The sequence below is a fragment of the Cyanobium sp. Morenito 9A2 genome, from assembly GCF_024345575.1.
Classification (GTDB): domain Bacteria; phylum Cyanobacteriota; class Cyanobacteriia; order PCC-6307; family Cyanobiaceae; genus ATX-6F1.
On record NZ_JAGQBJ010000003.1, the window covers coordinates 86,224 to 99,381 of the forward strand.

14 protein-coding genes are annotated in these 13,158 nt (G+C 65.0%); 7 read left to right on the plus strand and 7 right to left on the minus strand.

What is annotated here, in order from left to right:
- Positions 1-15: 15 nt before the first annotated feature.
- The 5 genes from KBY88_RS05585 to KBY88_RS05605 all read right to left on the minus strand — a co-directional run bounded on the left by KBY88_RS05585 (position 16) and on the right by KBY88_RS05605 (position 3,762).
- Positions 16-357: a ribulose bisphosphate carboxylase small subunit gene (locus KBY88_RS05585; protein ID WP_254938927.1), complete on the minus strand. Its 342-nt coding sequence runs from the start codon at positions 355-357 to the stop codon at positions 16-18.
- A gap of 110 nt (positions 358-467) precedes the next feature.
- Positions 468-1,883 (minus strand): form I ribulose bisphosphate carboxylase large subunit, encoded by a 1,416-nt coding sequence (locus KBY88_RS05590; RefSeq protein WP_254938928.1) that lies wholly within the window; start codon positions 1,881-1,883, stop codon positions 468-470.
- A gap of 68 nt (positions 1,884-1,951) precedes the next feature.
- The gene (gene csoS1 / locus KBY88_RS05595; RefSeq protein WP_254939130.1) at positions 1,952-2,266 is read right to left on the minus strand and encodes an alpha-carboxysome major shell protein CsoS1; all 315 of its coding nucleotides are present in this window, start codon (positions 2,264-2,266) and stop codon (positions 1,952-1,954) included.
- Positions 2,267-2,482: 216 nt separating this feature from the next.
- Positions 2,483-2,764 (minus strand): P-II family nitrogen regulator, encoded by a 282-nt coding sequence (locus tag KBY88_RS05600; RefSeq protein ID WP_254938929.1) that lies wholly within the window; start codon positions 2,762-2,764, stop codon positions 2,483-2,485.
- Between the two features lie 5 nt (positions 2,765-2,769).
- On the minus strand, positions 2,770-3,762 hold the full coding sequence (locus KBY88_RS05605) for a sodium-dependent bicarbonate transport family permease (RefSeq protein ID WP_254938930.1): 993 nt from the start codon (positions 3,760-3,762) through the stop codon (positions 2,770-2,772).
- 375 nt (positions 3,763-4,137) lie between these two features.
- Between KBY88_RS05605 and rdgB the strand changes: the two genes are divergently transcribed.
- Positions 4,138-4,761, plus strand: coding sequence for an RdgB/HAM1 family non-canonical purine NTP pyrophosphatase (gene rdgB / locus KBY88_RS05610; protein WP_254938931.1), 624 nt, complete (start codon positions 4,138-4,140; stop codon positions 4,759-4,761).
- Here rdgB and KBY88_RS05615 read toward each other — a convergent pair.
- Positions 4,751-5,542, minus strand: a complete 792-nt coding sequence (locus KBY88_RS05615; RefSeq protein WP_254938932.1) for a BMC domain-containing protein — start codon at positions 5,540-5,542, stop codon at positions 4,751-4,753. The two genes, rdgB and KBY88_RS05615, sit on opposite strands and share 11 nt — an antisense overlap.
- Positions 5,543-5,710: 168 nt before the next feature.
- On the opposite strand from KBY88_RS05615, the gene KBY88_RS05620 reads away from it, so the two are divergent.
- Both KBY88_RS05620 and KBY88_RS05625 read left to right on the plus strand, forming a co-directional pair.
- Positions 5,711-5,878 carry a DUF8638 family protein gene (locus KBY88_RS05620; protein ID WP_254938933.1) on the plus strand — a complete coding sequence of 56 codons (168 nt, stop codon included), beginning with the start codon at positions 5,711-5,713 and terminating at the stop codon, positions 5,876-5,878.
- Between the two features lie 200 nt (positions 5,879-6,078).
- Positions 6,079-6,522, plus strand: a complete 444-nt coding sequence (locus KBY88_RS05625) for a DUF8679 domain-containing protein (protein ID WP_396102622.1) — start codon at positions 6,079-6,081, stop codon at positions 6,520-6,522.
- Here the strand turns inward: KBY88_RS05625 and KBY88_RS05630 are convergent.
- Positions 6,492-7,670, minus strand: coding sequence for a cation:proton antiporter (locus KBY88_RS05630; protein ID WP_254938934.1), 1,179 nt, complete (start codon positions 7,668-7,670; stop codon positions 6,492-6,494). The two genes, KBY88_RS05625 and KBY88_RS05630, sit on opposite strands and share 31 nt — an antisense overlap.
- A gap of 187 nt (positions 7,671-7,857) precedes the next feature.
- On the opposite strand from KBY88_RS05630, the gene KBY88_RS05635 reads away from it, so the two are divergent.
- The 4 genes from KBY88_RS05635 to cupS are packed head-to-tail and all read left to right on the plus strand — an operon-like array spanning position 7,858 to position 13,004.
- Positions 7,858-9,759: an NAD(P)H-quinone oxidoreductase subunit F gene (locus tag KBY88_RS05635; RefSeq protein WP_254938935.1), complete on the plus strand. Its 1,902-nt coding sequence runs from the start codon at positions 7,858-7,860 to the stop codon at positions 9,757-9,759.
- Entirely contained in the window at positions 9,759-11,285 is a 1,527-nt protein-coding gene (locus KBY88_RS05640) for an NADH-quinone oxidoreductase subunit M (protein WP_254938936.1), read from the plus strand. Before KBY88_RS05635 ends, KBY88_RS05640 begins: the two co-directional genes overlap by 1 nt.
- Positions 11,282-12,592 (plus strand): CO2 hydration protein CupA, encoded by a 1,311-nt coding sequence (cupA, locus tag KBY88_RS05645; protein ID WP_254938937.1) that lies wholly within the window; start codon positions 11,282-11,284, stop codon positions 12,590-12,592. The genes KBY88_RS05640 and cupA overlap by 4 nt, the downstream gene beginning before the upstream one ends.
- A 10-nt stretch (positions 12,593-12,602) precedes the next feature.
- The gene (gene cupS / locus KBY88_RS05650) at positions 12,603-13,004 is read left to right on the plus strand and encodes a CO2 hydration-associated protein CupS (RefSeq protein ID WP_254938938.1); all 402 of its coding nucleotides are present in this window, start codon (positions 12,603-12,605) and stop codon (positions 13,002-13,004) included.
- The last annotated feature ends 154 nt before the right edge of the window (positions 13,005-13,158 follow it).

Genomic DNA, 13,158 nt, shown 5'->3' on the forward strand with positions numbered 1-13,158 from the left:
AAACCCAGCGTGGATTCAGCGTGCTTCGAAGACGACGAAGCAGGCACCCTGGCTCTGGGCATAGGCGTCGTAGCCCACCAGACGCACGTGATGGTCGGGGTAGGCGCGATGGCAGGCCTCCAGCTCGCTGACGATCACACCCAGATCCTTCTCGCCGAAGAAGGGCAGCTTCCAGTACGACCAGTAGGTCGCCATGGAACGGCTGGGGTGGACGTGCTCCACCACAGGGCTCCAGCCCTGGGCAATGATGTAGGCGATCTGGTCGTAGATCTCGTCCTGGGTGAACGGTGGCAAGAAGCCGAAGGTCTCCAGGGTGGCGACTGTTTGGTAGTCACCCACGGTGCTCTTGAAGGGCATGGGGATGGTGAGAATGAAGGTGGGTGGGGACTCTCCCCGGGCCTTGGCCTCAAGGTCAAGGAGCCAGCAATCCTGGCCCCTCTCTTGCTGCGTAGGCGATCAGAGGACGATCAGACGTTGACGTCGAGTTTGTCGACGGTGTCGAACTCGAACTTGATCTCCTTCCAGGTTTCGAGGGCGATTGCCAACTCGGGACTGTGCTTCGCGGCCTCCAGGAGGATGTCGCGGCTTTCCTTCTCGATCTCGCGACCGGCGTTGCGAGCCTTGACACAGGCTTCCAGGGCCACGCGGTTGGCAGCGGCACCGGCAGCCGAACCCCAGGGGTGGCCGTGGGTACCACCGCCGAACTGCAGAACGGAGTCGTCGCCGAAGATCGCCACCAGGGCAGGCATGTGCCACACGTGGATGCCGCCGGAGGCCACAGCGAACACGCCGGGCATGGAGCCCCAGTCTTGGTCGAAGAAATTGCCGCGGCTGCGGTCTTCGGGAACGAAGGATTCCCGTAGTTGGTCGATGAAGCCCAGGGTGGTCTGGCGATCACCTTCAAGCTTGCCGACCACGGTGCCGGTGTGCAGCTGGTCACCACCGGAGAGGCGCAGGCACTTGGCCAGCACACGGAAGTGGATGCCGTGCTTGGGATGGCGGTCGATCACCGCGTGCATCGCACGGTGAATGTGGAGCAGCATGCCGTTCTTGCGGCACCAGCGCGCCAGACCGGTGTTGGCTGTGAAGCCACCGGTGATGTAGTCATGCATGATGATGGGCTGGTTGAGTTCCTTGGCGAACTCAGCGCGCTCATACATCTCTTCAGGAGTGTTGGCGGTGCAATTGAGGTAGTGACCCTTTCGCTCGCCGGTTTCCTCCTCAGCCGATTTAACGGCTTCAGCCACGAACTCGAAACGGTTCTGCCAGCGCTGGAAGGGCTGGGAGTTGATGTTTTCGTCGTCCTTGGTGAAGTCGAGACCACCGCGGAGGCATTCGTAAACCACCCGGCCGTAGTTCTTGCCGGAGAGACCGAGCTTGGGCTTGATGGTGCAACCCAGCAGAGGACGGCCGTATTTGTTCATCCGGTCGCGCTCGACCTGGATGCCGTTGGGCGGGCCACCGCAGGTCTTGATGAACGCCATCGGGAAGCGGATGTCTTCAAGGCGCAGGTGGCGCAGGGCCTTGAAGCCGAAGACGTTGCCAACCAGGGAGGTCAGCACGTTGGTGATCGAACCTTCCTCGAACAGGTCAAGGGGGTAGGCGATGAAGGCGTAAAACGACTCTTTGTCACCGGGCACATCTTCGATGCGGTAGCAACGGCCCTTGTAATAATCAAGGTCGGTAAGGAGCTCGGACCACACGGTCGACCATGTGCCTGTCGAGGATTCAGCGGCCACGGCGGCAGCCACTTCTTCCTTGGGAACGCCCTCTTGACCGGTGACCTTGAAGCAGGCCAGCAGGTCAGTGTCGAGGGGAACGTAGTCGGGAGTCCAGTAGGTGTCGCGGTACTCCTTGACCCCTGCGTCGTACTTCTTGCTCATAGGGAGATCTCTAGTTGGTTCGGTAGGAATTCAGAGGATTTGGCGTCCCTTCAGGGGCGCATCAGGCCTCAGTCCTTGCCGCCGAGGAAGTTGCTGCTGCTACCCAGGGCAGGCTCCACTTCGCGGTGGGGGCGGGCAATGATGTGGGCGGCCACGAGGCCATCACCAACGCGCTCACAGGCATCGGCACCGGCGCGGACGGCGGCGTTGACGGCGCCGGTCTCACCGCGCACGAGAACGGTGACGTAACCGCCACCGACGAATTCACGACCGATCAGGCGCACTTCGGCGGCCTTGGTCATGGCGTCGGCCGCCTCGATTGCAGGGACGAGGCCCCGGGTTTCGATCATGCCGAGGGCGATGCCCATGGTTTCGTTAGCCATTGCCTGCTCCTGGAAGGGGGGGGTGGAAGGTTCGTTCGTCACCATGGTCCTGCGCTTACCCCCCCGTCAAGGACTTTTGACGGATGGGGCCATCACGGTCCGTGCATGTATCTATAAGAGCGTCTGATCAGTGCGAAACAAAACGTTGGTTTTGCTGTTCTCCCGCCCGGTTCCGGCGCCCGGAGTGCCTGGAGGCAATGGTTCTGGGCCGCTGGATCAGAAGCTCTCCGCTTCGGCCACGAAGGCCACACCGCCGTAGTACTTCAGGATCGGGCGCACGCTGGAGCGCAGTTTGGCGAGCACGTCGGCTCCACAGAAGACGATCACATGGGCATTGGCTCCCAGGCCACTGAAGTCCATGCCCTCAGACACCTCTCCATTGGGCCCACGGCCCGTGACGTGCCGCATCACCGAGTAGCCGGGGGCTCCCGCCTTGTCGATCGCGGTGCAGATCTTGTCGAGTTCCCGTTCGCTGAAAATCAGATCGACGCGTTTCATGGCTCTCAGGTGGCAGGAATCAGGCGCTGGACAATCGCCATGTAGGCGGGAATGCCTACGACGATGTTGAAGGGGAACGTGAGCCCCAAGGAGGTGGAGATGTAGAGGCTCGGGTTGGCCTCCGGCACGGTCATGCGCATCGCGGCCGGTACGGCGATGTAAGAGGCGCTGGCGCAGAGCACCATGAACAGCAGTGCGTTGCCCTGGGCCAGCCCGAGCAGCAGGGCGATGCCCAGTCCCAGCAGGGCATTGACCGGTGGACAGAGCAGGGCGAAGGCAATCAAGAAGGCGCCTGCCTTCTGGAGTTCGGCCAGCCGCTGGGCGGCAACGATGCCCATGTCCAGCAGAAAGAAACTGAGGGCGCCGTAGAAGAGCTTGTCCGTGAACGGTTCCATCTTGGTGACCCCGCTCGGGCTGTACTGGGCAACGAGAAAGCCGATCACCAGGCTTCCCACCAGCAGAAACACCGAACTGTTGAGGAAGGCTTCCCGCAGGACGGAGCTCCAGGACATCTCGCCGCCCCCCGGACGCTCCTGGGGCGCGGCCAGCTTAACCAGCAGCAGACCAATGATGATCGCCGGCGATTCCATTAGGGCCAGGGCAGCCACCATGAAGCCGTCGAAGCTCACCCCCAACACCCCGAGGAAGCTCTGGGCCGTAATGAAGGTCACGGCGCTGATGGAGCCGTAGGTGGCGGCAATGGCGGCGGCGTTGAAGGCGTCGAGCCGCGTGCGTAACACCAGAAAGGTGATGAGGGGCACCGCCAAGGACATCAACACCGCCGCACTGATCGTTGGCAGCACCTGGCCGGCCAGGCCGCTGTGCTGCAGTTCGAGTCCCCCCTTGAAGCCGATCGCCAGCAACAGATAGAGGGAAAACAGCTTCGGCAGCGGCGAGGGAATGTCCAGGTCGGAGCCCAGCAGCACCGCCAGGACCCCGAGAAAGAAAAACAGAACGGGGGGCGAAAGCAGATTCTGCAGAACCAGGCTGGTATCCATCGCGGCCCGATCGAGGGATTCAGCGGGGAGTCAGCCTACGGGCTGCATCGAAACCCCAGCCAGGGCGGTCGCCAAAAGCAAGGGGTAGATCAACCCTGTCGCACGGGGTGGCGAACGGCGCGCCCCGTGCTGGCCAGGAGGCGGAGCAGCCTTCAACCAACCTGCATGGCCCGTCATCCTCTGCGAGGCAGAAGGCTTCCATGCTCTGGGACGTGAAGGAAGCAGCCTCTTGCAGCTTGCCCCTTTGTAATGGCAAGGCGATGGCGCCTGGGTTCGGCAGGCGCGTCGGAGTCGACCTGGGGTTGAGCCTTCCCTGGAGGTGAGTCGGCTTGGGGGCTATGGCGGAGAATGGGGCTGCTGTTGCCCCTGCCAAGCTTGTCCGTGGGTTTGTTCGCTGATCGCCCGCTGACCCGACCGGTCCTGGTGATCGCCAGCGGCAATCCCCGCAAGGTGGAGGAGATTGCTGGCATGCTCGAAGGCCTCCACCTTGATGTGCGCCCCCAGCCCGAGGGTCTGGAGATCGAGGAGACGGGTACCACCTACGCCGAGAACGCCCGCCTGAAGGCCGAAACGGTGGCTCGGCTTACGGGCCAGTGGGCCTTGGCCGATGACTCCGGCCTGGAGGTGCATGGCCTGGGGGGCGCTCCAGGGCTCTATTCCGCCCGCTATGCCGCCAGCGATCCGGAACGCCTGGCGCGATTGTTGCGGGACATGGGGGAGACCCCCTATCGCAGCGCCAGCTTCAACAGCGCCATGGCCTTGGCTGATCCCCGCGGCTCCACTGTGCTTGAAGCTGAAGGTGTTTGCCGCGGCGAAATTCTCACAGCGCCCCGGGGGGAAGGCGGGGGCTATGACCCGCTCTTCTGGGTGCGAGAAGCGGGCCTCACCTTCGCTCAGATGCCTCAGCACCAGAAGGTCCGGCTCGGCAGTCGCGGCAAGGCCGCTCGCGCCCTGGCTCCCGATCTGCTGACCCTCCTGCAGGTGCCGCTCAGGCGTTGATCAGGGCCACGGCGCGCATGGCGGCGGCGGCGGCCTCCTCCACGTCCCCTTCGCGACCAGCGATGGTGAGACGGCCGAAGGCACCAACGGCCTTGATGTCAACCACCGTGATGTTGGATGCCTTCTCGGCGTCATTGGCGGCGATCAGCACGTAGCCGGCAGGCTCTGTTTCGAGAATGAACATGCTCATCCCCGCCTGAATCATCGACCCCCGGCGGTTCTGGCGGTTGATGAGCACCGCATGGTCAGGGGTGATCGCCCGGATGATCTCCGTCCAGCTCACGTGGCAGTTGCTGCGGCGATCGACGCTGCTGCCGATCGCCTCCAGCACCACCTGGCCGGAATGGCGCACGTTGCTTTGATCGCGGTGGTAGAGCGCCAGGGAGCCGAAGGCACGCTCCACAACCATTTGTCCCAAACGCACCGTGCTGGCCTTGAGGGCGATGTCGGTGACGCGGTGCACGGCCATGCCGGGGGACACCTCCAGCCAAAGGCAGGCATCACCGGGGATCGGCAGAAACCCTTGGGACACGGTGCCCATGTAGGCGGCGAGCTGGGGTTGCAGGGAGTCGATGAAGACGTACGTGCGCAACTGGATGGACTGCACGGCACCACTGCTGTTGGCGAGCCGATGGCCTTCGCTGTCGGTGGTCACGGTGACGCAGCTGGGTCCACTGCGCTCGATGTCGATCTGGGTGCCAGTGATCGGGGTTGTCGATCCTCCCAGGCCCTGGCGGCGGCGTCGTGTCCGCAAGTCGTCGACGCTCGTGAGACGCTCCATGGCTCAGGGGGCTGGGATGGCCGCTCGTCAGGCCATGGGCGAGGAGCTGGGGGTGATCTTATCCTGCGCCCCGATGGGGACCCGCTGACGCCCGGCGGCAACGGTGCCCATCGACACGACGGCCTCGCAGGCCCCCGCTATCAAGGGAGGATCCCTGGGGAGCGCCCCATGCTCACGTCCACCACTCGCCTGCGCCTCCAGGCGATCATTGAGCGCATCGGCAACGATCAACCGGTCTCGCTCGGGGAGCGCATCTACCTGCAGAAATTCGCCGACCGCGATCAAGCAGTTGCCGGTTGGTTGTGGCGCGCAAGGAACCATCAGATGGTGGGGTAACCCCAGGCTGGTTTCGGCCGGCTGCTGGTGGTTGTCACTCGGGGGAAGTTGAAGCCCGTCACCCCGCGCAGGGACGATCCCGGTGGCATGGGGACTGAAGTCAACTGATCTTCCGGTTGGCTGTCCATCAGCGCAGGGACGCCCCTTGCGCCAACGGCAGAAGCGGGTACCTTCCGCCCAGGCACCCTGTGGAACCTGCCGTGGCCACGAACAGCACCACTCCGACCCAGCCCCTCCGCTCCGAGCCGGAGAGCGTCACCTTTTCCGACTGGATTGCCCAGGCCGTGGACCAGGGCGTCAAACCTGAGCAGGCCCTTGCTTTCATCGGTTTGGGGTTGATGCAGCGCTTGGGGGGCCATGCCAGCGAGGCACCCTTGATCTGGAACGACGGCGGTGAGGGGGGCCAGCTCGATGCAGGCGCCCTGCGCCAACGGCTTGAACTCACCGACCTGGCCATTCGCACCGGCGCTCCCTTGAGCACGTTCGAGGTGAGCCTGCTGCTGGGGGCAAGGCCCGGATCGGGCTTTGTGGAGCGGGCCGGCCTGGTGGCCCGCCGCCTCAGCCGCAATGTCTGGAAGCTGAGCCGCAGCAGCGCTGATGCCGAGCGCACTTCCTACGGCGACGCCTTCCGCCGCAGGCTCTGAACGCGGCGGTTCAGAAGCAGCAGTCCCAGGACCGTGGTGGTGGTCACCATGATCACCAGGGCTGAAAAAGCCGTGTCGTCAATGAGGCCAGCCTTGAGGGCGCCGCCGGCAAACACCAGGCCGGGAAGACCGCGGGGGATCAGGCCAAACACCACCGTCCAGGCGTCAACGCCCTGGGTGCGGGCCCCTTTGCCGATCCCGTACCAGCAGACAAGCTTGCTGATCAGGGCCATGACGGTCAACAGTCCCGCCAGTTTCCAGGCCGCAGGGGTGAGCAGAGAGTCCAGCTTCACGCGCATCCCCACGGTCACGAAGTAGAGCGGCACGAACACATCGGAGAACACCACCAGGTTGTCCTCCACGGCGGCATCGGGCGGGCTGAGCCGGGCCAGCAGCATCCCTCCGACCAGGGCTCCGAAGAGGCCCGTGAGTCCGAACGCTTCCCCGGCAGCGGCACTGGAGATCATCATCAGCACCAGGGCAAGCGGGCCCAGCTTCCGCGGGCCGCAGCGCTGCACCCAGGCCTTTACCAGGCCATAGCTCAGGACCGCCAGGGCCAGGCCGATGGCGATCCAGCCCAATCCTCCCGAAGCGAAAGGGCCACCTGCCTCGAGCGCGCCTGCTCCGTTGCCGCCAACGTCCGATCCCCTGGCCAGAAACGTGGCCAGGGCCAGCAGGCCCACGGCAGGAAGATCGTCGAGCACTGAAACACCTACCAGCAGCCTCGCGGAGGGGGTCGCCATCGCCCCAAGGCTGCGCAGGGTGCGCAGGGTCACCCCGGTGCCGGTGGCGGCCACCACCGCCAGGAACAGCAGCGCCTGGGCTGTGCTGGCGCCGGTGAGGGCCTTGAGCGGTACAAAGAACAGCAGCGGCGCCAGGCTGCTGATCAGCACCGTTCGCACAATCGTGCTGCGGTGCTTGGCCAGCAGATCGCCTCTGGTTTCCAGGCCGACCAGAAAGAACAGGCTGATCACCCCCAGCTCCGCGATGCCCGCCACGCCGTTGAGGCGCTCGTGGGAGAGCACTGTGTTGCCGAGCAGGAAGCCGACCGTGAGTTCCAGCAAGATCGCCGGCAGTGCGGCGCTGCCCACCAGACCCTGCAGGCGCCTGGCCGCCACGACCGCCAGCAGCAGGACGAGAAGGCTCATCAGCACCGTGGGGGGGGCCATGGGCTGATGGCAGTTCGCAAAGGTCGCAGTGGACCCTAACCAGCGAGGGCGATAATCAGAACTTGGTTGACCGATAGGCAACGCCGTTGCCCCGTCCCACCCAACCACTCGACGCCGTTTTTAGTATTCGCACCACCGAATGCGGTGACCTTCGCTGGCTCCCTTGATGACCGTCTTTTTCACTGAGACGGCCTGGCTGATTCCCCTCTACCCGTTGCTGGCCGCCGTGGCCTCTTCGGCTTGGTCGCCTGGCCTCATCTGGCGCACGGGGCCACGCCCCTGCGGCTATCTCAACCTGCTGATGGTGAGCCTCGCCTTCGCCCACAGCGTGCTGGCCCTTATGGGTTTGCTCTCGAATGCGGCAGCGGGGCCGAGCGCCCTCTACAAACCACTCACTTTCGGCTGGACCTGGCTTTCGACTGCCGGCCTTTCAATCGGGTTCGAGGGCATCATCACGGAGCCCGCCCTGATCGCGATGACGGTGATCACCGGGCTGCATGTGCTCACCCAGATCTTTGCGATCGGCTACATGGAGATGGATTGGGGCTGGCCGCGTTTCTTCGGCAGCCTCAGCTTCTTCGAGGCCGGTCTCTGCGCCCTGGTGCTCACCGATTCCCTGTTCTTCAGCTATGTGATTCTCGAGCTGCTCACGCTCGGCACCTATCTGATCGTGGGTACCTGGTACAACCAGCCTTTGGTGGTGAAAGGAGCCCGCGATGCCTTCCTCACCAAGCGGATCGGTGACCTCATCTTGCTGGCCGGCCTGATCGCCATCCTGCCGGTGACTGGCACCTGGAATTTCCATGGCCTGGCCACCTGGGCGGCTGGGCAGAACCCCGACGAGTTGCCTGCCGGCGTCACCCTGATCCTGCTGGCTCTGATCGCCGGGCCGATGGGCAAATGTGCCCAGATCCCCCTGCATCTTTGGCTCGATGAGGCGATGGAGAGCCCCCTGCCCTCCACCGTGCTGCGCAATTCCGTGGTGGTGGTCGGCGGCGCCTGGGTGCTGCTGCGTCTCCAGCCCCTGATCGCCCTGAGCCCGCTGGTGCAGACGGTGCTCGTGGTGGTGGGCGGCACCAGTGCGGTGGTGGGGGCTTTGATCGCCCTGGCCCAGATCGACGTCAAGCGTGCCCTTTCCTTCCTCGTCACCAGCTGGATGGGGCTGCTGTTCATGGCGGTGGGCCTGGGCGGCATCGCCACGGCCGATCACCTGTTGCTGGTGTATCCCCTGCCGATGGCCCTGATGCTGCTCTCGATCGGCACGATCGTGATCACCAACGTGACCCAGGACCTCACCAAGCTCGGTGGCCTCTGGAGCCGCCGGCCCCTGATCGGCCTCGCCTTCCTCACCGGCGCCGCCGGCCTGATCGCCCTGCCCCCCTTCGGAGGGTTCGCGGCTCTTAGGGAACTGATGGCCCTCACCAGTGCCAGCGACCGCCCGATTCTCCTGGGCAGCCTGGTGTTGCTCACCAATGCCCTCATCAGCGCGGGCCTGATCCGGGTGTTCGGGTTGATCTGGGCCGGCCGCCCATCGCCGTTCACCACACGTTCGCCCGAGGCCCTCTGGCTGATGGTGCTGCCCACCGTCGTGCTGATGGGGGTGACCCTGCACCTGCCCCAGCTGCTGGTGCGCAACGGCCTCTATGCCCTCACGCCCCTGCCTGGCTGGGGTCCGATGGCCTGGCCCCTGCTGCTATCCACCCTGGTAGGTGGCGGACTATCAGCGATCTTCTATCTACGTCCCCATCCCCTGGCCCACCTGCCGGCAACCCTCGGGGGATTGCAGGACTGGCTCGCCCACGACATGCAGACCGAGCGCTTTTACCAACGCACCGTGGTGGGCGCCGTGGTGGCCCTTTCCCGCCTCAGCGCCTGGACGGACGAGCGGCTGGTGGATGGATTCAGCGGCGCCACCGGTGGCGCCGCCATGGAGGGCGCCCGCCGACTCAGTTTCACCACCTCTGGCCGCACCCAGGCCTATGCCCTCACCCTGCTGCTGGGCGTGCTGCTGATGGCCGCCTGGCTGCTGGTCTCCCAGCCCTCCGTGCCCTTCCTTCCACTCCGCTGATGGCACCCCTGGTTCTCCCCCTGCTCGTCGCCTTGCCCTTGCTGGCGGGAGTGCTGCTGCCGCTGCTGCCGGAGAATCGTCCGGTGCTGGTGCGCAGCCTTGCCGCCCTGGCCCCGGGCCTTCAGTTGGTGCTGGCCCTGCTCTGCTGGTGGTACCCCCCGGCGGATCTGCACCTGGCCTGGCTGCCGAAGCTGGGGCTCTCCTTTGATCTTGGTCTGGATGGCCTTTCCCTGCCTCTGGTGGTGCTGAGCGGCCTGCTCACCGCCCTGGCGATCCTGGCTTCCCCCGCCGACCAGCTCCGTCCGCGGCTCTACTTCCCGCTGATGCTGGCCACCAACCTCGGAGTGGTGGGCGCCTTCCTGGCCCGCAACGCCCTGCTGTTCGTGCTGGCCTTCGAACTCGTGCTGATCCCCACCACACTGCTGGTGGCGATCTGGGGAGGCGAACGGAGGGCCGGTGCGGCGATCCGCTACCTCATCTATGGCGCGGTCTCGGGCCTGAGTCTGCTGGCCGGTGTGCTGGCCCTGGGCTGGTTCAACGCCAACGGCTTCAGCTTCGCCTACGACGACCTGATGCGAGCGGAGATCACCCCCCGGGCCTCCGCCGTGATCCTCGGACTGTTGCTGCTCGGCTTCGGCCTGAAGCTGCCGGTGGTGCCACTGCATGGCTGGCAGCCCCTCACCTACGCCGAGGCTCCCACGCCGGTGGTGATGCTGCTGGGCGGTGCGGTGGCCAAGCTCGGTGCCTACGGTCTGCTGCGCTTTGGGGTGGGCTTCCTGCCCGATACCTGGATGGCCTGGTCCCCCTGGATCGCTGCCGCCGGAGCAGTGAGTGCCGTCTATGGCGCCCTCAACGCCATCGCCCAGAGCGACATGCGGCGGCTGATGGCCTACAGCTCACTGGGTCATATGGGCCTGCTGGTGCTGGCCCTGGCGGCCGCCACCCCGATGAGTCTGCAGGGGGCCGTGGCCCAGGTGCTGGCCCACGGCCTGATCGTGGCCCTGCTGTTCGCCACGGTGGGGCTGATCGAGCGCCGCACGGGCACCACCGCCATCCCGGAGCTCTCCGGCCTGCTCAATCCCTACCGGGGCCTGCCCTTCACCCTGGGCATGCTGCTACTCGCCCTGATGGCCGCCGCCGGCATCCCCGGCCTGGCAGGTTTCCCGGCGGAGTTGCTGGTGTTCGAGGGAAGCTGGACGGCCTTCCCCAGAGCCACCCTGATCTGCCTGGTGGCCTCTGGCTTCACGGCCGTCTATGCCGTGCGCCTGTTCAATCGGGTGGGCTTCGGTCGACTCGACAACGAACGGGCCGACTGGCAGAGCACCACCTGGCAGGAACGGCTTCCAGCCATGGTGCTCACCGTGCTCGTGGTGGTGGGCGGGCTCTGGCCCACCTCCTTGGTGGGCTGGAGTGAAAGCAGTACGGCAGCCCTGGCCCTGCGGGCCCAGCAGATTCCTCCCTCCCCCGCCCAGACCTTCCTGGCTTCGGCCACCCTCACCTTCCCCCTGGAGGTCCCCGTCTCATGACTCCGCCTTCCGCCGCGGCCGAAACCACCACCCGTCCGCCCCTGATCCCTCCTTCGCAGCATCCCTACGCCGAGGTGATCCATCGGCTGGAGGCCGGCGGTTCGATGTTGCCGGACACGCCGGAAAACCTGATGCAGATCATCGGCATCTACAAGGCCTATGCCGTGCCGATGGACTTTTACTGGCGCGACCTGCTCTACATCGCCGAGCGGGTGTTCCTTGATCCCCTGCCGGCCTTTAAGTACTTCCCCACCCAGGAGTATCTGGACCTGCCCAACTCCTACGCCGGCGACGATTCCAAGCTGCGCATCTGGCGTGGACAGGCCACGGCCCACCCCGAGCTATTGGAGTTCATGGCCAAGGGCGAGACCCGCCCGATGTCCAAACTTCTCCATCATTTGTGGCACGACCGCATCAACATGGAGTTCGCTGAGGCCTGCATGGAGGCCATGCTGTGGCACCAGGGCATGGGTGGCCGCTTCTACGACTACCTCGAAACCGACGTCTACAAGGCCAACGCCGACCGGGCGATCAAGGCCTATTTCAAGGGCAACCCCCTGATGCTCGGGCTGCATGCCCTGTTCCCGGAGATGTTCCTGGAGCAGGTTCGCAAGATGAGTTACTACGCCAACCTGGGCCTGTTCTGGGAGGTGATGGCCCCGGTCTTCTTCGAGATGAGCGACATCTATGACGAAGGTGGATTCAAAGGGGTGCCCGACGCCATGGACTTCCTCGTCAATGGCATCTTCGCCGTGGCCGGCCGGCCGATTTACCACCATGTGTACATCGGCGAGGAGATGTTCGAGATCATCCCCAAATCCGAAGGTTTCACCTGGCTGTATGAGGCGGCCCTTCCCTATGTGGAGGCTGTCTTCTACCGCACGGCGCCGTTCCGGGGCACCAAGAGCTACAACGCCCAGGCCGGCCAGGTGCCCGAAGTGCAGGCCGACTTCCACTACGGCATCCTCTATGCCGATGTCTTCCCCGTGGGCTCGGCGGGCATCCCACCCACGCTGCTGATGCAGGACATGCTCCATTTCCTGCCGCCTTACCTCACGGAGCTCTACGACCAGCACAAGCGCGGGGAGGCTGACATCCTCATCCAGCTTGGCGTCACCTTCCAGCGTTCCATGTACAACGTCACCTCAGCGGTGATCCAGGCCCTGCGCTGCGCGCTCCTCTACCCCCTCGACGACACAGATCCGGAGCACCTGATGGCGAACCGGAAGTTTTTCGAGGCTCAGATGGACCGTTTTATCCGGCCCGAGGCACGCTTGCCTCAGATCCAGACCCAGGACTACCGCTAGGAGATCTCCCATGGCCAACATCATTGAAACCGCCAAGGGAGCCGGCTGCTTCGGCACCCTGCTCACCGCCGTTGAAGTGGCGGGTCTCACCGGTGCCCTTGAGAGCCCCGGCCCCTTCACGGTGTTCGCCCCCGTCGACGACGCCTTCGCCGCCCTCCCTCCAGGCACGGTGCAGACGCTGGTGGATAACGTGCCGCAACTGGCTCGGATCCTGAAGTTTCACGTTCTCTCTGGGGCGCACACACGCGCGGAGTTGATCGATCAGCCCGAGTGGGAGAGCCTTGAGGGCGCACCTGTGCCCATTCGCCGCGCTGAACCCTTCGAGGTCAAGAACGCCACGGTGGTGTCCGCCGACATCGTCTGCGACAACGGCATCGTGCATGTGATCGATCGGGTGATCCTGCCCGGATGAGATTGCGCAGCCGGTTCCGGCTCTGGCGGCACCGGGCGACGTTGTGGTTTTTGGAGGGCGCGGCGGCTGGTTCCCTTCCTTCGCGTTCCAAACCGCGCTCGAAACCGCTTGGCCCGGCGCTTGGCAAGGAGACCGGTCTCAGGTGGCGGCGGCC